We start from the raw sequence: 26,347 nt of genomic DNA on the forward strand, positions 1-26,347 counted from the left end.
GGGTGGTGTTGAATCGGCCTCATGAGCGAGAACGAGCGCGCGGCGAGCCGTACGGCGGTGCTGGTCTGCCAGGGGCGGGCGGTCGCGGACGGCAGGGCGGCGGTGGGCCGGTTCGCCGACCCGGTGGCGGTGCGGCTGCTGCGCGCCGAGGAGCGCACGCGGGTGGACGAGGTACGCGCGGGGACCCCGCCGCAGGGCTGGCAGGCGCGCACGGCGTACGAGAGTGTGCGGGCGTGCGCCGAGGTGGTGGGGCCGCGGACGGTCGCGATCGACGAGGCACTGCGCGCCCACCCGACCGGCCAGCTGGTGATCCTCGGCGCCGGCCTGGACACCCGCGCCTGGCGGCTGCCGGAGCTGGCCGGGACGGATGTCTGGGAGGTCGACCACCCCGCCTCCCAGCGCGACAAGCGCGCCCGCCTGGCCGAGGCCGCCCCCGAACCGCCGACCGTCGCCCGTTCCGTACGGTTCACCCCGGTCGACTTCGCCGTCGACGATCTCGGCGCGGCCCTGGACGCCGCGGGCCACGACCGCGCGGCGCCGACGACCTGGCTGTGGGAGGGCGTCGTGCCCTATCTGACCCGCGACCAGGTCCGCGCCACCCTGACCGCCCTCACCGCCCGCACGGCCCCCGGCAGCACCCTGGTCGTCAACTACCAGACCCCTTCCCCGAAAGCCACCGTCGGCCGGCTGCTGGCCCGTCTCCTCGGCAACTCCGCGACCGCCGGCGAGCCCTGGCTCTCCCTGTGGAAACCGGAGCAGATGGCCGCCCTGCTCATGGAGTACGGCCTGCACGTCAGCTCCGACGACGGCCTCCTCACCCTCGCCCGCTCCCTCGGCATCCCGGCCCGCAACCGGACGTCCCTGGACTCGGGCCGGGTCGCGGTCGCGCAGCGTCGCTGACCTGCGGCCGTGAAGCGCCGCTGACCTGCGGCCGGGAAAGGGGGCAGCCCCGCTGACGGGGGAAGATCAGCGGGGCTGCCGGTGGTGCCGTGGTGGTCCGGGGTCAGTGGACGGAGTGCTCCTCGGCCGGGAACGCGCCGCCGACCACGTCCTGGGCGAAGGACTTCGCCGCGGAGCCCATCACCTCGCGCAGATCGGCGTACTTCTTGACGAACTTGGGGACCCGCCCGGAGGTCAGGCCCAGCATGTCCGTCCAGACCAGGACCTGCGCGTCGGTGTCGGGACCCGCGCCGATGCCGACCGTGGGGATCTGGAGCGAGCGCGTCACCTCGGCGGCGAGCTCGGCCGGGACCAGTTCGAGGACGACCGCGAAGGCGCCCGCGTCCTGCACGGCCTTGGCGTCCTGGAGCATCCGCGCGGCCGCCTCCTCGCCGCGCCCCTGTACGCGGTAGCCCATCGCGTTGACGGACTGCGGGGTCAGCCCGATGTGGGCCATGACCGGGATGCCGGCCTCGACCAGCAGCCGGATCTGCTCGTGCGAGCGCTGGCCGCCCTCCAGCTTGACCGCGCCGACCCCGGCCTCCTTGACCAGCCGGGTGGCCGAGCGCAGCGCCTGCGTCGCGCCCTCCTGGTACGTCCCGAAGGGCAGGTCGGCGACGATCAGGGCGCGGCTGGTGCCCCGCACGACCGCGGACGAGAGCATCGTCATCTCGTCGAGGGTGACGGGCACCGTGGTGTCGTAACCGAGGTGACAGTTGCCCGCCGAGTCGCCGACCAGCAGGACCGGGATGCCGGCCTCGTCGAAGACGGACGCGGTCATCGCGTCGTAGGCGGTGAGCATGGGCCACTTCTCGCCGCGTTCCTTGGCGAGAGCGATGTCGCGGACCGTGATGCGGCGAGTGCCCTTACCCCCGTACAGCGCCTTGCTGCCGTCGGAGGGCTTGTTCTGGGCAGCCGAAAGCTGCGTCATGGCAACGGCTCCTTCAATTCATCTCGAGGCGCCCTGACGGCGTCCCCGGATCCCCTCCATGGTGGCACCTCGTGCCAACCAGGGCCAGAGGGGTCCCTGTGATCCTCCCCGTGGCCGAACCCACCGCTCCACTTCGGGCAATGCCATGCCCCCAAGCGAGTAAGGGTTCGGTAAATAGATTCCGATACGAGACGGTTCCGTATCGGAATACCCCTACGCTCGAACACATGACAACTTCCGTCCCTGCCTCCCGCATACCGGAGGCGGTGCACCGCCGCCGTTGGGCGATCCTCGGCGTGTTGATGTTGAGCCTGCTCATCGTGGTGCTCGACAACTCGATCCTGAACGTCGCCATCAAGACCATCTCCACCCCGGCCCCCGTCGGCCTGGGCGCCACTCAGAGCCAGATCGAGTGGGCGATCAACGCGTACACCCTCGTCTTCGCGGGCCTGCTGTTCACCTCCGGCCTGATCGGTGACCGCCTCGGCCGCAAGAAGGTGCTGCTGGGCGGCATCGCCGTCTTCGGCATCGGCTCCGCCCTCGCCGCCGAATCCGGCTCCCCGGGCCAGCTGATCGCCTACCGCGCGCTGATGGCGCTCGGCGCCGCGTTCGTCATGCCGGCCACGCTGGCCGTCCTGATGAACGTCTTCGAGCGCGAGGAGCAGCCGAAGGCCATCGGCATCTGGGCCGGCGGCGTCGGCCTCGCCATCGCCATCGGCCCGATCACCGGCGGCGCCCTCCTCGACCACTTCTGGTGGGGCTCGGTCTTCTTCATCAACGTGCCGATCGTGATCATCGCGCTCGTGCTGATGGTCTGGCTCGTCCCCGACTCCCGCGACCCGAAGCCGGGCCGTCTCGACCCGATCGGCGTCGTCCTGTCCGTCGTCGGTCTCGTCCTGCTCGTCTACGGCATCATCAAGGGCGGCCAGCTGGCCGACTTCACCGACCCGACCGTGCTCGCCACGATCGGCGCGGGCGTCGTCGTACTCGCCGCGTTCGTGGTGTTCGAGAAGCGCAGCAGCCACCCGTCGCTGGACGTGAGCTACTTCAAGAACAAGGTGTTCTCCAGCGCCATGGCCGCCATCGCGCTGGTCTTCTTCGCGCTGATGGGCGTCACCTTCTTCTCGGTCTTCTACACCCAGAGCGTGCGGGGCTACTCGCCGCTCCAGTCCGGCCTGCTGATGCTGCCGCTGGCCGCCGCGCAGATGATCTTCGCGCCGCGGGCCCGCCTGGTGGTCCAGCGGTTCGGCAACAAGGCCACCACGACCGCCGGTCTGGTGGTGATCGCCGGCACCCTGGCGACCTTCGCCACCTTCGACGCCGACACGCCGATCTGGCTGCTTGAGGTCATCTTCTTCCTGATGGGCACCGGCATGGCCCACATCATGACGCCGACCTCCGTCGTCATCATGCAGGCGCTGCCCCGCGAGAAGGCCGGTTCGGCCTCCGCGCTGAGCAACACCTTCCGCCAGGTCGGCGGCGCCCTCGGCATCGCCGTCCTCGGCTCGGTGCTCGCCACCGCCTACCGCAACGGCATCGAGGACAAGCTCACCGTGCTGCCCGCCGGGCTGCGCGACCAGGCCGGCGACTCCATCGAGGCCACCCTCGGCATCGCCCAGAAGCTCGGCCCGCAGGGCAAGCTCCTGGTCGGCCCGGCCGACGACGCCTTCCTGCACGCCATGCATGTCACCGCCTTCTGGGGCGCGGGCGTGGCGCTGATCGGCGCCGTGATCACGGCCCTGTACCTGCCGGGCCGGACCCGGGCGAACGAGCAGGAGAACGAGGAAGAGGAACTGGTCGCCGCCCTGGACTGAGGCCGCCCTGGGCTGAAGCCGGCTGGTCCGAGGCCGGCTGGACCGAGGCCAGGGAGCGGGGCACCGGCCCCGCGCCCGGCCCGGTGCGCCGACCGGACGGACGGCGCACCGGGCCCGCGGCCATGAGCGGCCTCGACGGCGGCTCGACGGCGGCTCGATGGCGGCTCCACGGGGGGAGGAGGCGGCTGCGGGACAATTCCCGCAGCACAGTGAGAGGACGGATCGACGTGAGCTTTGCCGACAACCGGTCCTGCCCGGCCGGACCCGCCCGGGGCCGGCCCCGCAGCGAGGCCGTGGAACAGGCCATCCTGGAGGGCGTGATGCAGCTCCTGGAGGACGGCGTACCCCTCGCCGAACTCTCCATCGAGCGCATCGCCCGCACCGCCGGGGTCGGCAAGGCCACCATCTACCGCCGCTGGAGCGGCAAGGAAGAGCTGTTCGTCGACGTCCTGCGCACCGCCGAACCGCCCGACCCCGAACTCCCCGGCACCTCCATGCGCGACGACCTGATCGCCATCCTGGAGTCCCTGCGCCAACGCGGCCTGGTCAGCCGCTCCTCGGCGATCCTGCACAACGTGTACGTGCAGATGAAGACCAGCCCCCGCATCTGGGCCGCGTACCACGCGGACGTTGTCGCCCCCCGGCGCCTCCTCATGCTCGACGTGCTGCGGCGCGGCCAGCGCGACGGCGAACTGCGCCCCGACATCGACCTCGACCTGGCCAACGACATGTTCGTCGGCGCCATGCTGGTCCGCACCGTCATGCGCCCCGACGGCGACCTGCCCGAGGACCTGGCGGAACACATCGTGGACATCACCCTGGAAGGGCTACGACCCGTCAGCTCCACAGTCTCGTAGCGCTGATGTGCATGTTTTGTCACAGACCACCCGCATCGCACCGCTGACCGGAACTCCCCGCGCCACCCGTTCGTCATCGTCTTCCGTACGGCCGTCATGGGACGGCGAGAACGGAGCCGATCATCCCCTAGGGTCGGAAGCAGGGGGCGAACGGTGTGCACGGCGGGCAGTGAGGCAGACGGCATGGCGCAGCAGGCATACATGACGGAGACGGCGGACGGCGGCTCGGGGCCCGAGCGACCGGGATCCCGGCTCCGACGCCTGCTGCACCGGCTGCTCGCCCCCTGGCGCAACGACTCCGGCATCTGGCGCCGGGGCGCCGTCCTCACCGCGCTCGCGCTGCTGCTCGCGCTGGTGATGCTGCTGCACGCGCATGTGCCCAACACCGTGGGCAACCTCGGCAGCCTCACCGAGACGTTCCTGCCCTGGCTGGGCGTGTTCGTGCCGGTCCTGCTGCTGCTCGGCCTGTGGCGCAAGTCGGCGATCACCCTGATCGCCGTACTCCTGCCGGCGATCGTCTGGCTCAACCTCTTCGGCGGACTGCTCACCGACAAGTCGGGCGGCGGCGGCGAGCTGATGGTGGCCACGCACAATGTCAACGCCGACAACCCCGACCCGGTCGGCACCGCCCGCGCGGTGGCCGGCTCCGGCGCCGACATCCTCGCGCTGGAGGAGATCCCCGCGTCCAAGGTGTCGGTCTACGAGCAGGCGCTCGCGCCGACGTACAAGTACCACGCGGTCGAGGGCACGGTCGGGCTGTGGAGCAAGTACCCGATGACGGGCGTACAGGCCGTGGACATCAAGCTCGGCTGGAAGCGGGCGATGCGCGCGACCGTGACCACGCCCGAGGGGCCGGTCGCGGTGTACGTCGCCCACATGCCCTCGGTGCGGGTGAAGCTGAAGGCCGGTTTCACCGCCCGGCAGCGGGACACCAGCGCCGACGCGCTCGGTGAGGCCGTGGCCGACGAGACCCTGAGCCGGGTCATCCTCCTCGGCGACCTCAACGGCACGATGAACGACCGCTCGCTCAACGGCGTCACCTCCCAGCTGCGCTCCACCCAGGGCGCGGCGGGCAGCGGCTTCGGGTTCAGCTGGCCGGCCGCGTTCCCGATGGCCCGGATCGACCAGATCATGGTCAAGGGCGTCGAGCCGGAGAGCAGCTGGACCCTCCCGCGCACGGGCAGCGACCACCTCCCGGTGGCGGCCCGTGTGAACCTGGACACGCCCTCGTAACCTGGCGGAATAGCGGGCCTGAGAGACTTTGTTCCGTACCTGAACTTTGACATGTTCCAGGGGCGACCTCGTCCCCGTAACAACATGTCCCCGGAACAACATGCCCCTGGAACACCATGTCCCCGGGTACGACGCTCTCCTCCACGCTCCCGAAAGGCACAGGCCCCTCCATGCCCCTGGCCCTGCTCGCGCTGGCCGTCGGCGCCTTCGGTATCGGAACCACCGAATTCGTGATGATGGGGCTGCTCCCCGACGTCGCGTCCGACCTGCACATCTCCATACCCTCGGCCGGGCATCTGGTCTCGGCCTACGCGCTGGGCGTCGTCATCGGCGCCCCGCTGCTGGCTGCCGTCACGGCCCGGATGTCCCGTCGTACGGTCCTGATCGCCCTGATGGCCTTGTTCGTCGTGGGCAACGCGCTCTCCGCGTTCGCCCCCGGCAACGGTTCCCTGCTCGCCGCGCGCTTCCTCAGCGGGCTGCCGCACGGGGCGTTCTTCGGGGTGGGTGCGGTGGTGGCGACCACCATGGTCCCGCCGGAGCGCAAGGCACGCTCGGTCTCCCTGATGTTTCTCGGCCTGACGGTCGCCAACATCGCGGGCGTCCCGGCGGCCACGCTGATGGGCCAGCACCTGGGCTGGCGGGCCACCTTCCTCGGCGTGAGCGCGATCGGCCTCGCCGCGATCGCCTCCCTGGCCCTCCTGATCCCGCACGACCACACCCATGCCTCCGCGACCGGCCTGCGCGGCGAGCTGGCCGCGCTGCGCCCCCTGCCGGTGTGGCTCGCGCTCGGTACGACGGTGGCGGGTTTCGGCGCCCTGTTCGCGGCGTACAGCTATGTGACGCCGATGCTGACGGACGCGGCGGGCTACGCGGAGACGAGCGTGACCCTCCTGCTGGCGTTGTTCGGCGTCGGCGCGACGGCGGGCAACCTCCTGGGCGGCCGCCTGGCCGACCACTCGCTGCGGGGCACCCTGTTCGGCGGCCTGATCTCGCTCGCCGTGGTCCTGGCCCTGTTCCCGCTCCTGATGCGGGCGGAATGGAGCGCGGCGCTGGCGGTCACCCTGCTGGGCACGGCCGCCTTCATCACCGGCTCCCCGCTCCAGCTGATGGTGATGGAGAAGGCCTCGGCCGCCCCCTCCCTGGCCTCCTCCGCCAACCAGGCCGCCTTCAACCTGGCCAACGCGGGCGGCGCGTGGGTCGGCGGCATCGCCCTGGCCGCGGGCTACGGCACGACCTCCCCGGCCCTCGCGGGCGCGGCGCTCGCGGTGCTGGGGGTGGGGGTGGCGTTCGCGGCGTACATGGTGGACCGCCGCCGTACGGTCCCCTCGGCCGGCCGGGTCGTCACGTCCCATGTGCCCGAGGGCTCGGGCGCGCTGCACTCCTGACGGCTCGTGTCGAGAGGCAGGGCTGGTGTCGGCCGGTCGTCGTCATCATGGCGGGCGGCCGGAACCCGCCGGAGGCATGCGGTCGGCCGGCTGCGCCGGTGATGTGAAGCCCGTCGGCGTGGGCGCACGGCACCGCGTGACGGCGCGCCCTACGAGATGAGCCTGCGCCTCCGCCACCGTGCCCCCGCCGATGACGGGGGCACGGTGGCGGCCTGTCGGGCGGCGACTCACACCACCTCGATGAGCTCCGGCTCAGACATTCGGCGACACGCCGAGATTCACGTTGTTGGCCTCCCCCACGGAGTTCACCGAACCGCTCTGGGTGAGGGTCGGTCCGAAGCACACCGACCAGGATGTCGCCCCCACCCCCGATGACGGGCATGTCCAGGCGCCGAGGGAGGCGCTGGAGGTCGCCAGGTCCATGGCAGCCTGCACGCTGTAGAGGCTCGATCGGTTGTTACGCACGATCACCGCCCCCTGTACGGCACCCCCGCCCGACGACCTGATCGCGCAGACCTGCGCGGACACATCGGTGGCCACCGGTACGGTGCCGGCGCAACGCCATGTGCTGGAGCTGGAGGTGATCGGATTGGTGTTGCCGTAAGCGTGCCAGCTGCCACCCCCCGCCGCAGCGGCGGAGCCCGCGGTGGCCAGGCTCAGCCCGAGGGTGGCGGTGACGGCGGCTGTCAGCCCCGCGACCATTCGTGTGACTCGCATGTTGATCCCTTCCGGACCAGACGAAGAACACCGTTTCTGCCGAGCACGAGTTTGCTTGCGATCAGGGGGCATGTCGTTGACGATCAGTGGCACGGTCTTTGACGGTGCGTCTCATCCGAACCCGGGGCTCGGACGAGAAACCCAAGAACGCCGCACCACGGTCGCGGAGTCATGGCGATACTCCGTGGGGGACGCGTCGTAGGCGGAGCGGAAGGCTCTGGTGAAGGTCGGGTGGTCCTTGAAGCCCCAGCGGCTCGCGATGAGGTGGATGGGCACGTCGCGCAGTGCCGGATCGGCGAGGTCGCGGCGGGCGCGCTCCAGACGTTCCCGGCGGATCCAGGCGGCGACAGTGGCCTCGCGGGTCCGGAACAGGCGGTGCAGATGACCGATCGAGATGTGATGGGCGGCCGCGACGGTTTCCGGTGACAGCCCGGGATCGCCGAGATGCTGTCGGACGAACGCCTCGATACTCAGCAGCAACATGCCTCGGCTTGAGCCGGGCGCCTCCGTGTCGTCCGCCCCGAGGTGGTGGGCGACCGTCGAGGTCAGCAACTCCTGGGCCAGCACGGCCACTCGGGGAAGATCGTGGGGGCGGTAGGGGGCGGAACCCGACATCACATCGGCGAGGAGCCGGGCCAGCAGTCCCTCGAATCCCGCGGCCGCCGACAACGGTCCCGGCGGCAACCGCTTCAGCCCGTCGGCGGGCAGCCTCAGCAGCGCCCGCGGTATATGGGCGCGCACCAGCCGGGTCGCCCCGTCCATCGCGGTGAACCGGATACGGAACGGCTGCGAACTGTCGTAGAGGGCCAGTTCACCGGCACCCAGCGCGATGTCGTGCCCGGCCTGGCTGACCGTGAGTGTGCCGCTCAGGGGCACGATGACCGAGCACAGCTCCGGGTCGGCCCGCCGGATCAGCTTCGGCGTGCGCAGCACCTCGCACGGCGAGACCGCCAGCCTCACCACGTTCACCGCTCCGAGGTCCAGCATCCGCACCGTCGCCCGGAAACGCTCGGGAGCGTCACTGACCACCCGCATGGGGTGCGTGTCATTGGCCCAGAGCTCGTCCAGCGCGGCCAGCCGCTCCTGCGCCGGTAGATCCCCGCTGCGAAACACCATGTCGCTCAGCACCCGAAGCCCCCACTTTCGGTCATGGGTTCCCCTGCGGTCACTGCCCCACTGCACGCCAAAGGCGACGACGCCTCGGCGCGAGCGACTGCCGACGCCGTGAACGGTCCGGCCGACGGATTCCAGCCGACGGATTCCGGCGGAAGTTCATCGGCAGCTGCTCATCGGCTGTGCGCGAGTCTCGACCGCCGATCAGAACCCCGATCATCAGATCGGCGCATTACTCTGCCACGGAATCGACCACGACACGGTGAAGATCACCCGGCTCGCCGTCGGGTTCGGCATCCTGGTGACGGTGGGTGCGGGGAACGACCTTGCCGAAGTCGGCTGCCCCCCGCCCCCGCACCACCTCGCACCAGACCGTCTTGCCCCCGGGCCCGCGCTCCACCCCCCACCGCTCCGCCAACGCGGCCACGAGAACGAGCCCCCGCCCGCACTCCGCCGTTTCGGCCGCCGACAGAACGGTGGGCATTCCGCGTGGGTCCGGGTCGGTCACCTCGATACGGGCCCGGTCGGGACCGCTCAGATCAACGATGGCCACGCGCACCGGGGTTCCACCCCCGACATGCTCGACGACATTCGTCAGCAGCTCTGTCGCGCACAGGCGGACGTCGTAGTCGTACCCACGGAGCCGATGCCGCAGCTCCGGTACGGCTTTCGGCGTCGCCGGCATGTGCAGCTCGACCGCCCTCATTCCTCGCCCGCCGTCTTCTTGAGTACGGCGGCGAGCGCCCGCGCCGTGGCCATGTTGCAGTTCCCCAGCGTGACGAGCCCCTGCGTGTGCCCGTACTTCCCGGCGAAGCTCGGCAGATGGATGGTCAGGGAGGGCAACTTGATGTCGTGCAGGGCGAGGGCGGCGCGGAGTTCTTCCACGCAGAGGGTGACGTCGTAGGGGGTGGTGGGGGAGTGGTCGGACATGGAGGAGCCCGCCTTCTGTGCGTTGTGTGACAAACACCTCACAGAGTGTCGTCGTGATCGCTACGGTGGAAGACGTTGCGTGTTCACAACGCGATCAGCGGAACGGGATACGGCGGTGGGCGTGTGGTTCGGCGCAAGGAAATCGATGGCTCGTCGAGCGTGCCCTGCTTCTACGGCAAGGAGCTGCGGTACAAGCGGGAGCAGGCAGGGCTCTCACTGGAGGCGTTCCTCGAAGGCAGCTACTACGGCAAGTCCTACCTCAGCGACATCGAGCATGGTCAGCGCAGGATGCCCATCGCTCTGGCTCGGCACGCGGACCAGCGGCTGGGGACAGACGGGTTCTTCGAGCGGAACTGCAAGGACGTACAGAAGGCCGGCAAGGGCGGTCACGCCGAGTACTTCGCGGATGTGCTCGAACTGGAGAAGCAGGCGGTGGAGATCGAGGAGTGGGAGCCGCTGCTGATCCCGGGTCCGCTTCAACTGGAGCCGTACATGCGGGCCTTGATACTCGCCACGTATCCAAGGGAGTCCGAGGAGGTGCTGGCGGCCAGGGTCGCCGCCCGGCGGGCTCGGGCCTGGCTCTTCGAGGACAGGGACTCGCCGGAGAGCTGGGTGGTGCTGCATGAGTCCGTGCTCTGGCAGCCCTTCCTGCCGCCCGACGAGATGGCCGAGCAGCTGGCCCATGTGGTGGAGGTGATGCGCAAGCGCCGGGCATTTCCGCAGCTCGTGCCCCAGAAGTCGGGCCCCCACCCCTTCATGATGGGCATGTCCAGATTCCTGGCCTTCAGCGATGCCCCTCCGGTCATGTACACCGAGGGGATGTACCACGGGCAGTTGATCGATGAGCCCGGACTCGTGAGGCAGTACTCAAAGGCATACGGTCGCCTGCGGGCCGCCGCACTGGACCCTGAGACGTCTCTGAGGCTGATCGAGCGAGCGGCTGAGGACTACCGAAATGGCAAGCGACCTCGCCCACTTGAGTGACACCCTCCGGCGCAAGCCGAGCTGCTCCGCGACGGCCCCGCCCTCCTCCTCACGGCCACCGCCTGGGCCCCGTTCATCGGCTCACTCAAGTAGAACCGCGTCCGGGCTCGGCCGGTTACCCGCCGGGTTTCCCGTACTGGAAAGCCGAGGAGCTTGACCCGGAAGTCGCCTGGTCGGGAGCATCGGCTTGACCAAGCCTGTCGACAAGAGGGGGACGCCGTGGGCGCACCGCTGCGGAAGCTCTCGGGAGACCCGGACTGCAAGAACGGCACCTGCCCCACCCTGTGGAGCACGGCCGACGGCAAGGAGTACGTCGTACAGGGTTACGTGATCAACGACTCCGAGCGGCTGGCGCAACTCGGCCTGCCCGAGGGCGAGACGGCGGTCATGGTCCCCGCGGCCGTACTGGAGGAGTACTTCCGTGCTCACCGGTGAGGAGTTCGGGCGCCTCTTCGAGACATTCGAGCGGACCGCGTTCCGGCTGGAGACGCTGGCCGAGTACGACGTGGAGGAAGAGCGCGAGGAGATCGCGCGCTTCCTGGCCGGCGAGGACATGGGTCCGGAGTGGGACGACAACCCGTGGGTGCGGTCCATGACGGACAAGGGCAAGCGGGTGTCCCGCGTCCACGTCCTGCGCTCCCCGCTGACCGACTATCTGCGCTACGAGTTGGCGGCCTACCCCGGCAACATCAAGGCCGGGGAGTCGATCGGCATCATCGACCTCACCGAGCGGAACGCGGACGGTCTGCCCGAACACGACTTCTGGCTCTTCGACGACCGTGACGTGTACCGGATGCACTACACCCCTGACGGCCGGTTCCTCGGCGGTGAACTCCTGCCCACCGACCGCCTCCCGGAGTACCGGGAATACCGGGATCTGGCGCTCTCCCGGGCCGTGCCGTTCACGGCCTACTGGGAGCGGCACCACTGACCACGGAATCCCTCGGAAGAGCACTGCGGGCATTGCGCGAGGCGTCGGGACTGACCGGCAGCGCGGTCGCCCGCAGGGCTTCCATGTCCGCGGCCAAGCTCTCGAAGATCGAGAACGGCCGGACCATGCCCACGGTGCAGGACGTCGACCTCGTCCTGTCCGCCCTCGGGGTGTCCGAAGAGGCCAAGGAACAGTTCCTCGCGGCGGCGCGGGCCGAGGCCACGGAAGCCAAGGCATGGCGTTTGCTGCGTCGCATGGGAGCCTGGAAGCACCAGAACACGATCAAGGGCATCGAAGCCAACACGAAGGCGCTCAGGCTCTTCCAGGGACAGCTCATCCCCGGCCTCCTCCAGACCCCCGAGTACGCCACGGCGGTGTTCTCCCTGCCACCGGCTCTGCCGGACGAGACCAGGGCGCGGACCGTGGCGGCCCGGTTGGAGCGGCAGGCTGCACTGTACGAGGACGGGCGGTCGTTCCACTTCGTCATCTGCGAACACGTGCTGCGGTGGCTGATCTGCGAGCCCACCGTCATGGCCGTCCAACTCGACCGGCTCGTCTCCCTGTCACGGCTCCCCGCCGTCCGCGTCGGCGTCGCCCCCCAAGCGGGCCGGAAACCGGACTTCCCCATGACCTGTTTCAGCATCCACGACGACAGCCTCGTCATTGTCGAGACCTTCCACTCGGAGGTGACGACACGGGACCCGCGGGATGTCCAGACGTACGTCGACACGTTCGACAGGTTCGCCGCGGTGGCGCTCTACGGCGACGACATGCGGAGCCTTGTCGAGGGCGTCCGGGACGAGTTCTTGAGGCATTGCAGCACGCGCTGAACGACTTCCCCTGGTCGACCGAGGCCAGACCGCCCGTCGCCTTTTGTGACCGATTTGCTGCGTTGAGTAGTATCCGTCTGTTATTTCCAAGGGGCGGCACCAAGATGGGGATGTCGCGGCGGCTCTGGACCGGGCGAAGCAAGCCGGATGTCAGGTGGTGCCGGACAAGAACGGGCACCGATGGGGTTGGGTGGTGTGCTGCTCCTGTGGAGCGCGCCACGTGGTTTCAGGCACCCCGAAAAACCCTGGCAACGAGGCGAAGCGCATCGACCGCTTCGTCCGGGAGCACCAGCACTGAAAGGACCGCCGTCGTGTCAGAGTGGAGCTTCACCCTCCTGGTCAACCAGCCTCTCACCGCCGAGCAGGCCGATGTCTTTGATCACTGCGATGCCTTCGCGGACGGGTCGGTCTCTTACACGCTGGGTCCCGAGAACCCCGGGGACTACAAGCATGTTTCGGATGTGAGCGCACTCAAAGAACTGTCCTGCGACATCGACGCCCCGACCCTCCTGGACGCCGTCGCCCAAGTGGCCCGCGCCGTCCGTCTCATCCCGGGGCTGCGGGCGGTCGGTGTCCGATACGACGACCTCGTGACCCTGGAGGAGGCCGCCCAGCGATGTGGGCGGGAACTGTCCCGGTGGCGAGAGGAATTCGCCGGGTTCCCCGGCCCGGAACCCGGCACCGGCGGCACCGAGTTCTACTCCTGGCGCAAGATCGCCGAGTGGCTGGCCCGGACGGGCGACGCCGTACCTGAGACGCCCTCCGACCTTCTCATCGCCGACCGTGCCCTGCGCCTGGCCGATGCCCTCGAAGGTGCCGACGTACCTCCGGGCACGCTCCGTTCCCTGGGTCTGCCCGCCACCTGAGTCTCGCTCTCCCTGCCCGGGGGCTTCGGCAGGATTCCGTAAAGTCGTCGTACGAGACCCAACCCGCCCCACCACCCCACCCATCTCAAGAACCAGCGAGGCGCAATCAGGCGCTTTCGGAAGGAAACGGGTCCCTCCCGACCAGGGGGACCCGGGGGAGGGAAGCAGATGAACGGGATGAAGAGGGCGCGGGGCGTTCGCGCGGTCGTGATCGGGGCGCTGGGGCTGGCCTCGGTGACGCTGGCCGCCGTACCGGCGTTCGCCAAGGGGGACGTGGAGGTCACGGTGCCGCGCACGGCGCACGTCGGCAAGACGTTCACGATCAAGGCGGACGGCGACGACGACATCGCCGGCTACCTGCACCAGCTGTGCCTGGAGGAGCGCACCGGCAAGCAGCCCTGGCACCAGGAGAACTGCACGACCCCGGTCAAGGGCGACGCCCGCCTCACCACCCACGGCTCGGCCGCCCACCGCGGCGACCTGCAACTGCGCGCCGTGCTCTACGGCCTGAAGAACAAGCACGACCACCACCCGGTGCACCTGCACACCTCCGGCGTGGTCACGGTCCACATCCGCTGAGCCCCCGGCCGGTGCTCGCCTCCGCCCGAGGCGGGCACCGGCACCGGCACCGGCACCGGCCGAGGCGATCAGACCCCGGTCGGCGCCATCGCCGGGCACACTTCACGTTCCCCCGCAGGGACCGCCGTGCGATGCCGCCTCTCGATGCTCTGCCCCCAGTACGTCCCCGCCACCATGAGCCCCGCGCCCAACGCCGCCCACAGCGTGAACCGTTCACCGCCGAGGGTGAGGCCGATGGCGACGGCCCAGATCGGCTCCGTGCCCAGGAGCAGGCTGGCCCGGGTGGCGGAGGTGCCCTGGACCGCCCAGGTCTGCGCGAGGAAGGCGAACACGCTGCAGAACAGGGCGAGATAGCCGAGCTGGGCCCAGGTGGCGGCGCCGCTGTGGGCCAGGGCGGGGAGGGAATGGGCGGCGGCCGGGAGGAACAGGGCGCAGCCCACGACGGTCTGGACGGTCGTCAGGTGCAGGGGGTCGATACGACGGCCCGTCGTGAGGCGTCCGACGAGCGTGACGTGAGCGGCCCGGACCACGGCGGCGGCCAGTATCAGCATGTCGCCGAGCCGGGGCGCGTGCAGCCCGTTGCCCGCGGTGAGGAGCCCGACGGCCAGTACGCAGAGGCCGGCGGCGAGGAAGAACGTCCGGGGGAGCCGACGACCGCCGACCCGGTCCAGCAGCGGCGTCAGCACGATCGTCAGGCTGATGATCAGCCCGGCGTTCGCGGCGCTGGTGTGCGCCACCCCGTATGTCTCCAGCACCAGCACGGCCGCCTGGGTGACCCCCAGCAGCGACCCGACGCGGACCTCCGCCCGGGTCCAGGAGCGGCGGGACCGGAAGGCGACCAGCGCTCCGCACGCCGACGCGGAGATCGCGTACCGGGCGAACAGCACCGCCAGGACCGGCAGCGCGGCGGTGGCCGTCTTGGCCGCGAGATAGCTGGAACCCCAGACCAGCGCGACCAGCAGAAGTACCGCATCGGTACGGCGGGAGACGTTCATGCCTCCACGCTGCCCCAGCAGGACATTGAAGGCCACAACCAACTTCTACAACAAAGGTGTAGCCGTTCTACATCATCGTCCTACACTGTCACCGTGGACGAACGGCAACTGCGGATCCTGCGCGAACTCGGAGACCTGGGCAGCGTCAGCGCCGTGGCCGAGGCGCTGCATGTGACGCCGTCCGCGATCTCGCAGCAGCTGCGGCTGCTCCAGCGCTCGATCCCGGTCCCGCTGACCGAACGCGCGGGCCGCCGGGTCGTACTGACCGACGCCGGACATGCCCTGGCCGCGGCCGCCATCGAGGTCGAGTCCGCCCTGGCCCGGGCCCGGCACGCCGTCACCGACTTCGCCGAACACCCCGGCGGCGTCGTGTCGGTGGCCGCGTTCCACAGCGCCGCCTCGGCGTTCTTCCCGCTCCTGCTGCACGGCCTCTCCGGCCCGGAGCATCCCCGCCTCGCGTTCGCCGACGAGGACGTCGCCCAGGACCGCTTCCCCGCGCTCACCCGCGATTACGACCTGGTGCTCGCCCACCGCCTCGACCACGCCCCGCCCTGGCCGCGCACCGTCACCTCGGCCACGCTGCTGCGCGAGCCCCTCGACGTGGCCCTGCCGGTGGGCCATCCGCTGGCCGCCGAGCCGGTGCTCTCGCCCCGGGACGTGGCGGACCAGCCGTGGATCACGGTCCATGACGGCTTCCCGCTGATGGCCACCATCGAGGCCATCGCCGCCTTCGCCGACCGCGCGCTCGACATCGTCCATCGGATCAATGAGTTCACCGTGGTCGCCGAGGTGGTGGCCGCGGGCGGCGGTGTCGCGCTGATGCCCCGCTGGACCGCCCGCCCGCACCCCGGCATCGTCCTCAGACCGCTGAGCGGAGTGCACGCCCGGCGCCGCATCGACGTACTCCACCGGCCCGAACGCACCGCCCGCAAGGCCGTACGGACGGTCCTCGCCGAACTGCGCACCACCGCCGCGCGGATCCAGGGCCGGGACCCCTCCGGGGCCTGAGACGCGTCACCCGGCCGCGTGCGGTGCGGTCTCCTCGGCCACCCAGCGCAGATACGCCTCGGAACCCCCGGTCACCGGCAGGGTGATCCACTCGGGGACCTCGTAGCCGTGGTGCTCGGCGACCCAGGCCGCCAGCTCGGGCAGCCGGTCGGCGGTCGTCTTGTACGAGATCCGCCACTCCTGAGCGGTCTCAACGGCCCCTTGCCACCGGTACACCGCGGTGAACGGCGGATCAATGTGGGCGCAGGCCGCCAGGCGGTTCTCCACCGCGCCCCGGGCGAGGGCCCCCGCGCGTTCCTCGTCGTCGACGGTCGTCTGCGCGATCACGATCTCGGTCATACAACTGCCTTTCCAGATCAAGGAAATTGGACCCTACCCACCCTCACGACGAGGCCGCGCCGCCCGCACTGCCCGCGCCGCCCGCGTCGCGCAAGTCACGGAAGAACGCCCTGATGTCGCCGACCAGCGGCTCCGGCTGCTCCATCGCCGCGAAGTGGCCGCCCCGGTCGAACTCCGTCCAGCGGACGATGTTGTCGGTGCGCTCGGCGACATGGCGCAGCGCGATGAAGTTCTCCTCGGGGAAGGAGGCGAACGCGGTCGGGGCCCGGGACGGCTCCGGCGGGCGGCCCCAGTAGGCGGCGTGCGCGCGCTCGTAGTAGAGGCGCGCGGCGGAGGTGGCGGTGTTGGTCAGCCAGTACAGCATCACGTTCGTCAGCAGATGATCGCGGTCGACGGCGTCCTCAGGACGGTCGGCCGAGTCCGTCCACTCCTTGAACTTCTCGACGATCCAGGCGAGTTGGCCGACCGGTGAGTCGGACAGTCCGTAGCCGAGGGTGTGCGGACGGGTGGACTGGATGTCCGCGTAGCCCTGCTGCTCGCGGCTCCAGGCCCGCATCCGCTCCCAGGACGCCTGGGTGCGCTCCGCCTCCGCCGGGGTGAGCGCGCCGAGTTCCTCCGGCGTCGGCTCGGCTGTGGCACCGGCGCCGGGCAGCAGGTTCAGATGGACGCCGATGACCTGGTCGGGGCGGGCACGGCCCAGCTCCCGGGAGACGGCCGCGCCCCAGTCGCCGCCCTGGGCGCCGTAACGGCCGTACCCCAGGCGGGACATCAGCTCGGCGAACGCGGCGGCGACCCGGCGGTACTCCCAGCCCTTCTCGCGGGTGGGTCCTGAGAAACCGAAGCCGGGGATGCTCGGCAGGACCAGATGGAAGGCGTCCGCCGGGTCGGCGCCGTGCGCCCGGGGGTCGGTGAGCGGGCCCGCGATCCGCTCGAACTCGGCGAGGGAGCCGGGCCAGCCGTGCGTGATGATCAGCGGGGTGGCGTCCGGTTCCGGGGAGCGGATGTGTGCGAAGTGCAGGTGGGCGCCGTCGACGGTGGTCGTGAACTGCGGCCACCGGTTCAGCCGGGCCTCCGCCGCCCGCCAGTCGTACTCGTGCCGCCAATAGCGCGCGAGTTCCCGCAGATAGTCGCCCGGAACGCCGTACTCCCAGCCCGCTCCCGGCAGTTCGTCCGGCCAGCGGGTGCGGTCCAGACGGCTCCTCAGATCCTCCAGGTCGCCCTCCGGGATCGCGATGCGGAACGGTCGGATGCTGTCCTGCGGTGCGGTCGTCATGGTGGTGCAGCCTAGGTGTCCGGCCCCGCCCGCACCGGGAGGCACCGCCCGCACCGGGAGGCCCCGCCCGCACCGGGATGCCTCGTGCGCACCAGGAGGCACCGGGAGGCACCGTGCGCGGCAGAACCGCCGAATCCCTCGGCAGCGCGTGCACGGACGCGGAACGCGAAGGGGACGCGAGGCCGGTGATGGCCCCACGTCCCCTTCTTCAGAAGCTCAGTTCAGCTCGGCAGAGCCGTTCAGTGCTTCTTGCTGCTCTTCTTGGCGTACGACGCGACATAGCCGTTCGCCGGGGAGCCCACGCCCGTCACGTCGTCGTAGCCCTTGGTCGCGGACAGCGAGCTGTCCTTGCCCAGGGTGCGGACGGAGTAGAGCAGGCCGCCGGTGGCGTCGATGCTGTTGGCGTAGTCCACGCGGACGACACCCAGGCCGTGGCCCGTGGGGTTGTCCGTGACGTCGTGGTAGACGCCCTTCTTGCCGAACTTCGCGTAGATCGACGGGTTGGCGAAACCGATCGCCTTGCCGCCGCGCGCCTGCTCGGCGAGGGCCTGGACCGCCGCGATGGTCGGCGCGGCCAGCGAGGTGCCGCCGATGCGGTACTCGCTGTACTGCTGCGACCCGTCGGGGAAGGTCTGGGTCTGGCCCACCAGGAACCCGGTGTTCGGGTCGGCGATGGCCGCGATGTCCGGGACGACGCGGTTGCCGGAGGCGTTGTTCGCCTTGGCGAGCGAGTCCGGGACGACGCCCTTCTGGTAGTACGGCTCGGCGACCGTGCTGCTGGTGCCGCCGCCCGCGCCCGAGGTGAAGGCACCGGGGAAGTTGGTCCAGCTCTTGCCGTCGGTCGACAGGCTGGACTTCGTGGTGCCCCAGCCGGTCTCCCACAGGTACTTGTCGCCCTTGCCGACCGCGAGGGAGGTGCCGCCGACGGCGGTCACCCAGGCGGAGTTGGCCGGGGTGTCGACCTGCTTGGTGCCGGTGTTGGCGACCTGGTCGCCGTCGTCACCGGAGGAGAAGTAGAAGCCGATGCCCTGCACCGCGCCCAGCTGGAAGACCTGGTCGTAGGCGGCCGCGAGGTCCGGCGTCTGGTTGGCCTCGACGTCGCCCCACGAGTTGGAGACGATGTCGGCCAGGTGGTTGTCGACCACCTTGCTCAGCGAGTCGAGCAGGTCGTCGTCGTAGCAGGACGCCGCACCGACGTAGGTGACATCGGCGTCCGGCGCGACCGCGTGCACGGCCTCGACGTCGAGGGTCTCCTCGCCGTACCAGCCCGCGGCACCGCACTCGTCGGTCTTGGTGAAGTTGGCCGGCAGCGACTGGTGCAGCTGACCGGTCTTCCAGGCCTTGTCGCCGTTCTTCTGCGCGTACTTGCCGGCGTCGTAGGCGATGGTCGGCGAGGCGTAGGCGTCGGTGATGGCGACGCGGACACCCTTGCCGGTGTACTTGCCGGCACCGTAGACCGAGCGCAGCTGCTTGCCGGTGTAACCCTTGACGGCGTAGGGCAGCTTGGTGCCGTACGCGGACGGCAGCGTGCTCGCGGTCTTCGAGCCGTAGTACGACGAGAACGGACCGGCGTTCTTGAACACCGCGTCCGGGGGCGGCAGCGTGTCGTCGTGGTCGGCCTTGTGCGGGGCGCTGTCCAGACCGGTGACGGTCAGGACGGTGCCCTTGAGGCCGGCCGGGACGGAGGCCGCCTGCGCCGGGGCGCGGTACGTCTTCGAACCCTTGGCGTAGTTGTGCAGCTGGGTGCCGAACGCCTTCTCGGCGGAGGCGACGTCACCGGAGACGGCGACGTAGTGCTGCGTGACCTCGGTGACCTTCAGACCGGCCGACGTCAGCCAGGACTTGACGGCGGCGACCTGGGCCTTGGTGGCGCCGAAGCGGGTCTGGGCCTGCTTGGGCGACAGGTACTTGCCGTAGTACGGCGAGCTGGGGTCGGACACGGCCTTGGCGTAGGCCGCGAGGCCCGCCGAGTCCTGGCCGGCCAGGTACACCCGGGCCTTGACCTGGGAGCCGTTGTTGGTCGCGCCCTTGTCCGCCTTGGCCGTGGCCCACAGCGGCTTGGTGCCCTTCAGAGCGTTGCGGGCGGGGCTGTCCGCGGCGTGGGCCGCGGGTATGCCCAGCGCCAGCGCACCGGCGATCATGGGCAGCGCGGCTGCCATGCTCACGGCGCGCGTGCGGTTGGATCTCATAGAACCCCCTGCGATGCGTTGCGCATGCACGTAGTAGGTAGGTACACGCGGTTCCGCGCCGGCCGGCGGCGGTGGTGAACAGCCGGCGAATGGATCACACGATGGGGGCAACTCTGACCGATGAACCGTTCATGCCAGGTAAACGGGACGGAAAGAGAAGCTCAAGTAACCATCACGTAGGGGGATTTGAGCGGTTTTTCCTTACGGCAGTGTTACGAAGGGACTTGTTCCCTGGTCAGGAGAGCGGTTTGGCTCCGCGCTCCTTGAGCATCCCGGCCATCACCTGGAGCTCCGACTGCTGCGCGTCCACCATGCCCTGGGCCAGCCGTTTCTCCACGCCCACCGTGCACTTGGCCACACAGCCCTCGGCCATGTGGATGCCGCCCTTGTGATGGTTCGTCATCAGCTGGAGATAGAAGATCTCGGCCTGCTTCCCGTTGAGGGTCGCGAGCTTCTTCATCTGCGTATTGGTGGCCATACCGGGCATCAGCGAGCCGTCCTTGGCCGTGACCATGCCGCCCATGCCCATCCAGGTCATCGGCGGGTCCGCGGACACCTTCGGCAGCCCCCACAGATCCAGCCAACCCAGCAGCATCCCGCGCTGGTTGGCCTGCGTCTGCGCGATGTCGTAGGCGAGCCGCCGTACGTCCTCGTCCTTCGTGTGGTCGCGGACGATGTACGACATCTCGACGGCCTGCTGGTGATGCACCGCCATGTCCCGCGCGAAGCCCGCGTCCGCCGAGTCCGCGGTCGGCGTCTTCTGCGCCGCCTTCCCGTCACCGGAGCCGGAGCCGGAGCCCGAGTCGGCGACCGCGTACGTGACCGCGCCGGCCGCGACGAGCACCGCCGCCGCGGCCCCCGCCGCCCAGCCGATGGCACGCCGGCTCACTTCATCACCCCACCGGTGCACGAGGCACCCGGCTCCGGCGTCTGCGGCCCCTGCACGAACTCCTCGAAGAACTTGTTCACTTCGGGATCGCTCGCGCTCTTCACGGCCACCTGGTGCCCCCACGCCGACAGCATCAGCGGCGCGGCCTGGTTCTCGTACGGACTCATCAGCGAGTACGGCGTCTTCTTCACCTTCGCCGAGAGCGCCTCGATGTCGGCCTTCGCCGCCTTGGGGGTGTACGTCACCCACACCGCGCCGTGCTCCAGCGAGTGCACCGTGTTCTCGTCGTGCAACTGCTGCGTGTAGACGTCACCGTTGCAGTCCGCCCACACCGGGTTGTGGTTGCCGCCCACCGGCGGATGCATCGGATACGACACCGGGGTCGTCACATGGGTCCGCGACAGCGTGCCCTTCCAGGTGCGCACGCCGTCCTTCCCGGTCGTGAAGTGCCCGGAGTCCCCGGAGCTCTTGCTGTTCACATCCCCGGTGTCCTTGCCGTTGTCGCCACTCGCGGCCGTGTCCTTCTTCCCGGACCCGGACCCGGAGTCCGCGAGGACGACACCGCCCACGACGAGCCCGGCGACGACGACCACGGACGCGGCGATGACCAGCGTCCGGTTCCGGCGCGCGCGCGAACGCTCGGCGCGCCGCATCTCCTCGATGCGCGCCTTGCGCGCCGCGCTGCTGCTGTTGTTGGCGGAACCCATGAGGCGATGTCCTTCTGGGGGGAGGGGGCGGACAGGGGGTGGAGCCCGCTGATCGTAATGGGGGAGTGGGGAACCGCCGTAGAGCGAGCACGGCAAAAGGGTTAAATTTGCACCTGGGATGCGTATTATTTACGCTCGCGCCATGAGGCTGCTGCGTTCCACCGACCTCGCCCTGCGCATCCTGATGCGCCTCGCCGTATCCACCGAGGACACGCCCGCGACCCGCAAGGTCGCCGAGGACATGGGCGTGCCCTACACGCATGCCGCGAAGGTCGTCGCCGAACTCCAGCACCTGGGCCTGGTCGACGCCCGCCGCGGCCGCGGCGGCGGCCTGGCGCTCACCGAACGGGGCCGTACGGCCTCCGTCGGCGCGATCGTGCGCACCTTCGAGGGCGACGACGAGGTGGTGGAGTGCGAGGGCGCCACCCCCTGCCCGCTGCGCTCGGACTGCCGGCTGCGCGGCGCGCTGCGCCGGGCCCAGGAGGCGTTCTACGGCTCCCTGGACCCGATCACCCTGGACCAGATCGTCAGGGACCCCACCGGCCCGGTCCTGCTGGGCATCTCGATGCGCCCGCCCGGAGCCCCGCTCCCCTGATGACGCGAAGGGCCGCCCACCGGAACCTCCGGCGAGCGGCCCTCTTCACCGTTCAGGCGGCGAGCCACAGGTCGGGCCCGAAGACCTCGTAGTGGATGTCGGCCGGTGCCACGCCCTTCTCGATCAGCTGACCGCGCACGGCACGCATGAACGGCAGCGGCCCGCAGAGGTAGGCGCAGGTGCCGGGCGCGATGTCGATTACGGACAGGTCGACCAGACCGGTACGGTCGCCGGGCCCGGCGTCCCGCTCGTAGAAGAAGCTGACGTCCGAGTCCGCGAGCTTGTCCGCGTGCGCCTGGTGGTCGACGCGCAGGGCGTGGTCCGCGGGGGAGCGGTCGCCGTGCACGACGGTGACCGGCGCGTCGTGCCCGTCGGCCGCGAGCGAGGCCAGCATGGCGACCATCGGGGTCACGCCGATGCCCGCGGAGGCGAGCAGCAGGGGCCGCCCGGCGACACCGTCGAGCACCAGATCGCCGTACGGCTCCGAAATCTGGAGCATGTCACCCACCCGTACCCGCGCGTGCAAGTGAGCGGACACCTCCCCCTCCGGTGTCGCACCCCCGTGCACCCGCTTGACGCTGAACCGCCGTACGTCCTCGCCCGGCGCCCCGGACAGGCTGTACTGGCGTATCTGCCGCGCTCCGTCGGCCAGTTTCACCCCCACGGAGACGTACTGCCCGGCGCGAAAGCCCCGCACGGGGGACCCGTCGGCGGGCCGCACCCGGAAGGAGACGACCTCGGCGGTCTCCTCTTCCCTCCCCACCACCTCCCACTCCCGGAACTCCTGGCTGCCGCTCTCCTCGTACAGCCGCTTCTCGACGGCGATGAGGGCGTTGGCCATCAGCCAGTAGACCTCGGTCCAGGCGGCGGCGACCTCGGGGGTGACGGCGTCGCCGAGGATCTCCGCGATGGCGGCGAACAGGTGCTCGTGCACGACCGGGTACTGCTCCGGTACGACGCCCAGCGAGGCGTGCTTGTGGGCGATGCGGCTCAGCATCGCGTCCGGCCGCTGGTCCGGGTGCTCGACCAGATACCCGGCGAACGCGGCGATGGAGCCCGCGAGGGCCGACTTCTGGGCGCCGGAGGCCTGGTTGCCGCGGTTGAACAGGTTCCGCAGCAGCTCGGGGTGGGCGTCGAAGAGCCGGGCGTAGAAGCGCTCGGTGATCTGCTCGATGGCGGCCCCCACGGCGGGGAGGGTGGCGCGGACGGTGGCAGCGGACTGCTCGGACAACATCGCGGACTCCTTGCGATCTCGACTGATCGAACGCTATTTAAATATGCATCCGAGATGCAAATTTAAGAGGGGTGTCCTGCCTCACGCCCCCACCCCGTCCCGCCCGGCCGTTACGGATGCCGCCGCCGACAGGCAAGATGGGCGTCAGGGCAGTACACCTGCCGTAAGAGAGGCGTTCAGTAGGTGGACGTCGGGGCGATCAAGGTCCGCAACACGGATGAAACGGTGTTGTGGTGGGATGCTCCTGACCAGCAAGGATGGGGAATCGGAAGATGGACAAGCAGCAGGAGTTCGTGCTCCGTACCTTGGAGGAGCGCGACATCCGGTTCGTACGCCTGTGGTTCACGGACGTGCTGGGCTTCCTCAAGTCCGTCGCCGTGGCCCCCGCCGAGCTGGAGCAGGCCTTCGACGAGGGCATCGGCTTCGACGGCTCCGCCATCGAGGGCTTCGCCCGGGTCTACGAGTCCGACATGATCGCCAAGCCGGACCCGTCGACCTTCCAGATGCTGCCGTGGCGCGCGGAGACCCCCGGTACGGCCCGGATGTTCTGCGACATCCTGATGCCGGACGGCTCCCCGTCCTTCGCCGACCCGCGCTACGTCCTCAAGCGCGCGCTGGCCCGCACCTCCGACCTGGGCTTCACCTTCTACACCCACCCGGAGATCGAGTTCTTCCTGCTGAAGGACCGCCCGCTGGACGGCACCCGCCCGACACCGGCCGACAACTCGGGCTACTTCGACCACACGCCGACCAGCGTGGGCATGGACTTCCGCCGCCAGGCGATCACGATGCTGGAGTCGATGGGCATCTCGGTGGAGTTCTCCCACCACGAGGGCGCCCCGGGCCAGCAGGAGATCGACCTGCGCTACGCCGACGCCCTCTCGACGGCCGACAACATCATGACCTTCCGCCTGGTCATGAAGCAGGTCGCGCTGGAACAGGGCGTCCAGGCCACCTTCATGCCCAAGCCCTTCTCCGAGCACCCGGGCAGCGGCATGCACACCCACCTCTCGCTCTTCGAGGGCGACCGCAACGCGTTCTACGAGTCCGGCGCGGAGTACCAGCTCTCCAAGGTGGGCCGCTCCTTCATCGCGGGCCTGCTCAAGCACGCCGCGGAGGCCGCCGCCGTCACCAATCAGTGGGTCAACTCCTACAAGCGCATCTGGGGCGGCTCGGAGCGGACGGCGGGGGCGGGCGGCGAAGCCCCCTCCTACATCTGCTGGGGCCACAACAACCGCAGCGCCCTGGTCCGCGTCCCGATGTACAAGCCCGGCAAGACCGGCTCGGCCCGCGTCGAGGTCCGCTCCCTGGACTCCGGCGCCAACCCCTACCTGGCCTACGCCGTCCTCCTCGCCGCCGGCCTGAAGGGCATCGAGGAGGGCTACGAGCTCCCGCCGGGCGCCGAGGACGACGTCTGGGCCCTCTCGGACGCCGAACGCCGCGCGATGGGCATCGAACCCCTCCCGCAGAACCTGGGCGAGGCCCTGACCCTGATGGAACGCAGCGACCTGGTCGCCGAGACCCTGGGCGAACACGTCTTCGACTTCTTCCTCCGCAACAAGCGCCAGGAATGGGAGGAGTACCGGTCCGAGGTGACGGCGTTCGAGCTGCGCAAGAACCTGCCGGTGCTGTAGGCGCAGGTCAGAGTGGGTTTCTCGTAGACCGGTCGTGTGGGGCCGACGGTTCGCAGCCGTCGGCCCCACGTCGTGTCAGTGCCCGTGGGCCGTCTGTGGGCCGTCCTGCGCCGGATCGGTGGCCGTGTACAGACCGTCCACGGCGTTCCGGGCCCGTGCGTCGCTACTCGGCATGAGGTGCGTGTACACCCGCAGCGTGAACCCTGGATCGTTGTGCCCCAGGTAGTGGCTCAACGCCTTGATGTTCTCCCCGGCATCCAGCAGAACCGACGCGTAGAAGTGCCGCAGCGCGTGCATGCCGTGCTCGCGTGCAGCCTGGTGACGCTCACCGGGCTTCGGCTCGGGGATGACCCCAGCCGCGACAAGAGCGGGCTTCCAGGCACGGTCGTTGAAGTCGGTACGCCGCACCGCGCCCGCGCCGTCGAGACGGGTGAACAGCAACTGGCGCGTCACCATGCGGCCGTCCTTCCGGAGCCACGGCAGAGTGATCGAGACCGGCGGGAACTCCTTCATATGGCGCTTGAGGATGTCAGCCACACGGTCAGGCAGTGGAACGTCACGGAGCTTGTCCCGCTTCGGCGGGCCGAAGACGAGACCGCCGGTCGTCACCTTCACCTGGTTCACAATGTGCAGCCAGCCGGACTCGAAGTCGATCTCATCGACGGGAAGTCCGAAGATCTCCCCTTGGCGCAGACCGCATCCCGCTCCGAGGTCGACCGCCGCACGGAAGCGCTCCGGAAGCGCTTCCCGGACTCCGAAGACGCGCTCAGCCGTCCACGGCACCACGCGGCCGGTACCTGGCGCGGGAGGACGTACGGACTGCGCGCGGCAAGGGTTCTTCGGCAAGTGGCCGTCGTCCACAGCCGCGTTGAGGATGGTCGACACATTGTTGTAGATCACGCGCCGGTACGACGTCGCGGGGAGTGCCCGCTCCAACTCGCTCAGCCAGTCCCGGATGTGCTCGGGCTTGAAGGAGCCGAGGGGGCGCGTGCCAAGGTAGGGGATCGCGTGTCCTCGAACCGCGGAGGTGACCGTCTCGCGGGTCGTCAGGTCGGTGGTCTGGGTGCTCAACCACTTCTCGGCGTACTGCCCGAACGTCACTCGGCCGGCAGCCGGGTCCACGTAGGTGCCGCTGTTCATGTCGGCTTCCGTCTTGCTGAGCCACTTCTCGGCGAGGCGCTTCTGTCCGTCGCGGAAGCTCTTGGACTTCTCGGTGCCGTCGGGGCCGACGTAGCGTGCCCGGTAGCGCAGGCCGGTGCCGTGGCGGTCGGTCTTGAGGCGGACGGTTTTGCCGTTGGCGTCGGTCTCGGTCTTGTACCAGCGGTCTTGGATGTGGCCTGCCATCTCGGTCGGCGTTCCCTTCTGGACATGGAGC

The 26,347-nt window shown here is 69.9% G+C and carries 27 protein-coding genes; 14 read left to right on the plus strand and 13 right to left on the minus strand.

Annotated features, from left to right (window positions below):
• Positions 1-21 precede the first annotated feature (21 nt).
• Entirely contained in the window at positions 22-900 is an 879-nt protein-coding gene (locus tag AB0N90_RS07990; RefSeq protein WP_365193874.1) for a class I SAM-dependent methyltransferase, read from the plus strand.
• Positions 901-1,003: 103 nt separating this feature from the next.
• Here AB0N90_RS07990 and panB read toward each other — a convergent pair whose 3' ends face one another.
• Positions 1,004-1,870 (minus strand): 3-methyl-2-oxobutanoate hydroxymethyltransferase, encoded by an 867-nt coding sequence (gene panB / locus AB0N90_RS07995; RefSeq protein WP_365193877.1) that lies wholly within the window; start codon positions 1,868-1,870, stop codon positions 1,004-1,006.
• A 227-nt stretch (positions 1,871-2,097) separates the two neighbouring features.
• On the opposite strand from panB, the gene AB0N90_RS08000 reads away from it, so the two are divergent.
• From AB0N90_RS08000 to AB0N90_RS08015, 4 genes are all read left to right on the plus strand, one after another.
• Positions 2,098-3,684 (plus strand): MFS transporter, encoded by a 1,587-nt coding sequence (locus AB0N90_RS08000; RefSeq protein ID WP_361671348.1) that lies wholly within the window; start codon positions 2,098-2,100, stop codon positions 3,682-3,684.
• Between the two features lie 227 nt (positions 3,685-3,911).
• On the plus strand, positions 3,912-4,541 hold the full coding sequence (locus AB0N90_RS08005) for a TetR/AcrR family transcriptional regulator (protein ID WP_365193880.1): 630 nt from the start codon (positions 3,912-3,914) through the stop codon (positions 4,539-4,541).
• 183 nt (positions 4,542-4,724) lie between these two features.
• Positions 4,725-5,774 (plus strand): endonuclease/exonuclease/phosphatase family protein, encoded by a 1,050-nt coding sequence (locus tag AB0N90_RS08010; protein WP_361671342.1) that lies wholly within the window; start codon positions 4,725-4,727, stop codon positions 5,772-5,774.
• A 170-nt stretch (positions 5,775-5,944) separates the two neighbouring features.
• A complete protein-coding gene (locus AB0N90_RS08015) occupies positions 5,945-7,159 on the plus strand; it encodes an MFS transporter (protein ID WP_365193882.1) in 1,215 nt (404 codons plus the stop codon).
• 252 nt (positions 7,160-7,411) lie between these two features.
• Here AB0N90_RS08015 and AB0N90_RS08020 read toward each other — a convergent pair whose 3' ends face one another.
• The 4 genes from AB0N90_RS08020 to AB0N90_RS08035 form a co-directional block, all read right to left on the minus strand.
• A complete protein-coding gene (locus AB0N90_RS08020; RefSeq protein WP_365193883.1) occupies positions 7,412-7,876 on the minus strand; it encodes a hypothetical protein in 465 nt (154 codons plus the stop codon).
• 111 nt (positions 7,877-7,987) lie between these two features.
• Positions 7,988-8,992 (minus strand): helix-turn-helix domain-containing protein, encoded by a 1,005-nt coding sequence (locus AB0N90_RS08025; RefSeq protein ID WP_365193886.1) that lies wholly within the window; start codon positions 8,990-8,992, stop codon positions 7,988-7,990.
• A gap of 229 nt (positions 8,993-9,221) precedes the next feature.
• Positions 9,222-9,695 carry an ATP-binding protein gene (locus tag AB0N90_RS08030; protein WP_365193889.1) on the minus strand — a complete coding sequence of 158 codons (474 nt, stop codon included), beginning with the start codon at positions 9,693-9,695 and terminating at the stop codon, positions 9,222-9,224.
• A complete protein-coding gene (locus AB0N90_RS08035) occupies positions 9,692-9,919 on the minus strand; it encodes a hypothetical protein (RefSeq protein WP_232987591.1) in 228 nt (75 codons plus the stop codon). Before AB0N90_RS08035 ends, AB0N90_RS08030 begins: the two co-directional genes overlap by 4 nt.
• A 123-nt stretch (positions 9,920-10,042) precedes the next feature.
• On the opposite strand from AB0N90_RS08035, the gene AB0N90_RS08040 reads away from it, so the two are divergent.
• From AB0N90_RS08040 to AB0N90_RS08065, 6 genes are all read left to right on the plus strand, one after another.
• Positions 10,043-10,903, plus strand: coding sequence for a helix-turn-helix transcriptional regulator (locus AB0N90_RS08040; protein ID WP_365194728.1), 861 nt, complete (start codon positions 10,043-10,045; stop codon positions 10,901-10,903).
• Positions 10,904-11,122: 219 nt separating this feature from the next.
• Positions 11,123-11,338, plus strand: coding sequence for a hypothetical protein (locus AB0N90_RS08045; RefSeq protein ID WP_365193891.1), 216 nt, complete (start codon positions 11,123-11,125; stop codon positions 11,336-11,338).
• Positions 11,325-11,834 (plus strand): DUF6879 family protein, encoded by a 510-nt coding sequence (locus AB0N90_RS08050; protein ID WP_365193894.1) that lies wholly within the window; start codon positions 11,325-11,327, stop codon positions 11,832-11,834. Before AB0N90_RS08045 ends, AB0N90_RS08050 begins: the two co-directional genes overlap by 14 nt.
• Complete coding sequence (locus tag AB0N90_RS08055; protein ID WP_365194731.1) at positions 11,831-12,664, plus strand: helix-turn-helix transcriptional regulator; 834 nt, start codon at positions 11,831-11,833, stop codon at positions 12,662-12,664. The genes AB0N90_RS08050 and AB0N90_RS08055 overlap by 4 nt, the downstream gene beginning before the upstream one ends.
• A gap of 311 nt (positions 12,665-12,975) precedes the next feature.
• Positions 12,976-13,530 carry a hypothetical protein gene (locus AB0N90_RS08060; protein ID WP_365193897.1) on the plus strand — a complete coding sequence of 185 codons (555 nt, stop codon included), beginning with the start codon at positions 12,976-12,978 and terminating at the stop codon, positions 13,528-13,530.
• Positions 13,531-13,698: 168 nt separating this feature from the next.
• Positions 13,699-14,109, plus strand: a complete 411-nt coding sequence (locus AB0N90_RS08065) for a hypothetical protein (RefSeq protein ID WP_365193898.1) — start codon at positions 13,699-13,701, stop codon at positions 14,107-14,109.
• A gap of 68 nt (positions 14,110-14,177) precedes the next feature.
• On the opposite strand, the gene AB0N90_RS08070 is transcribed toward AB0N90_RS08065, so the two are convergent.
• On the minus strand, positions 14,178-15,104 hold the full coding sequence (locus AB0N90_RS08070; protein WP_365193901.1) for a DMT family transporter: 927 nt from the start codon (positions 15,102-15,104) through the stop codon (positions 14,178-14,180).
• Between the two features lie 93 nt (positions 15,105-15,197).
• Here AB0N90_RS08070 and AB0N90_RS08075 point away from each other — a divergent pair, with 93 nt between their 5' ends.
• Complete coding sequence (locus tag AB0N90_RS08075; RefSeq protein ID WP_365193902.1) at positions 15,198-16,112, plus strand: LysR family transcriptional regulator; 915 nt, start codon at positions 15,198-15,200, stop codon at positions 16,110-16,112.
• 6 nt (positions 16,113-16,118) lie between these two features.
• Here AB0N90_RS08075 and cutA read toward each other — a convergent pair whose 3' ends face one another.
• The 5 genes from cutA to AB0N90_RS08100 all read right to left on the minus strand — a co-directional run bounded on the left by cutA (position 16,119) and on the right by AB0N90_RS08100 (position 21,509).
• The gene (gene cutA / locus AB0N90_RS08080; protein ID WP_365193905.1) at positions 16,119-16,451 is read right to left on the minus strand and encodes a divalent-cation tolerance protein CutA; all 333 of its coding nucleotides are present in this window, start codon (positions 16,449-16,451) and stop codon (positions 16,119-16,121) included.
• A gap of 43 nt (positions 16,452-16,494) precedes the next feature.
• Positions 16,495-17,724, minus strand: coding sequence for an epoxide hydrolase family protein (locus tag AB0N90_RS08085; RefSeq protein ID WP_365193908.1), 1,230 nt, complete (start codon positions 17,722-17,724; stop codon positions 16,495-16,497).
• A gap of 239 nt (positions 17,725-17,963) precedes the next feature.
• Complete coding sequence (locus AB0N90_RS08090) at positions 17,964-19,913, minus strand: S53 family peptidase (protein WP_365193910.1); 1,950 nt, start codon at positions 19,911-19,913, stop codon at positions 17,964-17,966.
• 235 nt (positions 19,914-20,148) lie between these two features.
• Complete coding sequence (locus AB0N90_RS08095) at positions 20,149-20,802, minus strand: DUF305 domain-containing protein (RefSeq protein WP_365193912.1); 654 nt, start codon at positions 20,800-20,802, stop codon at positions 20,149-20,151.
• Complete coding sequence (locus tag AB0N90_RS08100) at positions 20,799-21,509, minus strand: DUF3105 domain-containing protein (RefSeq protein ID WP_365193914.1); 711 nt, start codon at positions 21,507-21,509, stop codon at positions 20,799-20,801. The genes AB0N90_RS08095 and AB0N90_RS08100 overlap by 4 nt, the downstream gene beginning before the upstream one ends.
• Positions 21,510-21,651: 142 nt before the next feature.
• Between AB0N90_RS08100 and AB0N90_RS08105 the strand changes: the two genes are divergently transcribed.
• On the plus strand, positions 21,652-22,104 hold the full coding sequence (locus tag AB0N90_RS08105) for an Rrf2 family transcriptional regulator (protein ID WP_365193917.1): 453 nt from the start codon (positions 21,652-21,654) through the stop codon (positions 22,102-22,104).
• 52 nt (positions 22,105-22,156) lie between these two features.
• Here AB0N90_RS08105 and AB0N90_RS08110 read toward each other — a convergent pair whose 3' ends face one another.
• The gene (locus AB0N90_RS08110) at positions 22,157-23,338 is read right to left on the minus strand and encodes a globin domain-containing protein (RefSeq protein ID WP_365193920.1); all 1,182 of its coding nucleotides are present in this window, start codon (positions 23,336-23,338) and stop codon (positions 22,157-22,159) included.
• 272 nt (positions 23,339-23,610) lie between these two features.
• Here AB0N90_RS08110 and AB0N90_RS08115 point away from each other — a divergent pair, with 272 nt between their 5' ends.
• Entirely contained in the window at positions 23,611-24,972 is a 1,362-nt protein-coding gene (locus AB0N90_RS08115) for a glutamine synthetase family protein (RefSeq protein WP_037656358.1), read from the plus strand.
• A 75-nt stretch (positions 24,973-25,047) separates the two neighbouring features.
• Here the strand turns inward: AB0N90_RS08115 and AB0N90_RS08120 are convergent, their stop codons facing one another.
• Positions 25,048-26,316 carry a site-specific integrase gene (locus tag AB0N90_RS08120; RefSeq protein ID WP_365193923.1) on the minus strand — a complete coding sequence of 423 codons (1,269 nt, stop codon included), beginning with the start codon at positions 26,314-26,316 and terminating at the stop codon, positions 25,048-25,050.
• Positions 26,317-26,347: the final 31 nt, after the last annotated feature.

This window comes from Streptomyces sp. NPDC093018, from assembly GCF_040684035.1.
Classification (GTDB): domain Bacteria; phylum Actinomycetota; class Actinomycetes; order Streptomycetales; family Streptomycetaceae; genus Streptomyces; species Streptomyces murinus.

Excerpts from the sequence above, each read along its gene's own strand:
- AB0N90_RS08085 (WP_365193908.1), bottom strand. The coding sequence starts at position 17,724 with ATGACGACCGCACCGCAGGACAGCATCCGACCGTTCCGCATCGCGATC.
- AB0N90_RS08120 (WP_365193923.1), bottom strand. The coding sequence starts at position 26,316 with ATGGCAGGCCACATCCAAGACCGCTGGTACAAGACCGAGACCGACGCC.
- AB0N90_RS08010 (WP_361671342.1), top strand. The coding sequence starts at position 4,725 with ATGGCGCAGCAGGCATACATGACGGAGACGGCGGACGGCGGCTCGGGG.
- AB0N90_RS08100 (WP_365193914.1), bottom strand. The coding sequence starts at position 21,509 with ATGGGTTCCGCCAACAACAGCAGCAGCGCGGCGCGCAAGGCGCGCATC.
- AB0N90_RS08035 (WP_232987591.1), bottom strand. The coding sequence starts at position 9,919 with ATGTCCGACCACTCCCCCACCACCCCCTACGACGTCACCCTCTGCGTG.
- AB0N90_RS08105 (WP_365193917.1), top strand. The coding sequence starts at position 21,652 with ATGAGGCTGCTGCGTTCCACCGACCTCGCCCTGCGCATCCTGATGCGC.
- AB0N90_RS08065 (WP_365193898.1), top strand. The coding sequence starts at position 13,699 with ATGAACGGGATGAAGAGGGCGCGGGGCGTTCGCGCGGTCGTGATCGGG.
- AB0N90_RS08115 (WP_037656358.1), top strand. The coding sequence starts at position 23,611 with ATGGACAAGCAGCAGGAGTTCGTGCTCCGTACCTTGGAGGAGCGCGAC.
- AB0N90_RS08025 (WP_365193886.1), bottom strand. The coding sequence starts at position 8,992 with ATGGTGTTTCGCAGCGGGGATCTACCGGCGCAGGAGCGGCTGGCCGCG.
- AB0N90_RS07990 (WP_365193874.1), top strand. The coding sequence starts at position 22 with ATGAGCGAGAACGAGCGCGCGGCGAGCCGTACGGCGGTGCTGGTCTGC.
- AB0N90_RS08090 (WP_365193910.1), bottom strand. The coding sequence starts at position 19,913 with ATGAGATCCAACCGCACGCGCGCCGTGAGCATGGCAGCCGCGCTGCCC.
- AB0N90_RS08070 (WP_365193901.1), bottom strand. The coding sequence starts at position 15,104 with ATGAACGTCTCCCGCCGTACCGATGCGGTACTTCTGCTGGTCGCGCTG.
- AB0N90_RS08020 (WP_365193883.1), bottom strand. The coding sequence starts at position 7,876 with ATGCGAGTCACACGAATGGTCGCGGGGCTGACAGCCGCCGTCACCGCC.
- AB0N90_RS08000 (WP_361671348.1), top strand. The coding sequence starts at position 2,098 with ATGACAACTTCCGTCCCTGCCTCCCGCATACCGGAGGCGGTGCACCGC.
- AB0N90_RS08030 (WP_365193889.1), bottom strand. The coding sequence starts at position 9,695 with ATGAGGGCGGTCGAGCTGCACATGCCGGCGACGCCGAAAGCCGTACCG.
- AB0N90_RS08110 (WP_365193920.1), bottom strand. The coding sequence starts at position 23,338 with ATGTTGTCCGAGCAGTCCGCTGCCACCGTCCGCGCCACCCTCCCCGCC.
- panB (WP_365193877.1), bottom strand. The coding sequence starts at position 1,870 with ATGACGCAGCTTTCGGCTGCCCAGAACAAGCCCTCCGACGGCAGCAAG.
- cutA (WP_365193905.1), bottom strand. The coding sequence starts at position 16,451 with ATGACCGAGATCGTGATCGCGCAGACGACCGTCGACGACGAGGAACGC.
- AB0N90_RS08015 (WP_365193882.1), top strand. The coding sequence starts at position 5,945 with ATGCCCCTGGCCCTGCTCGCGCTGGCCGTCGGCGCCTTCGGTATCGGA.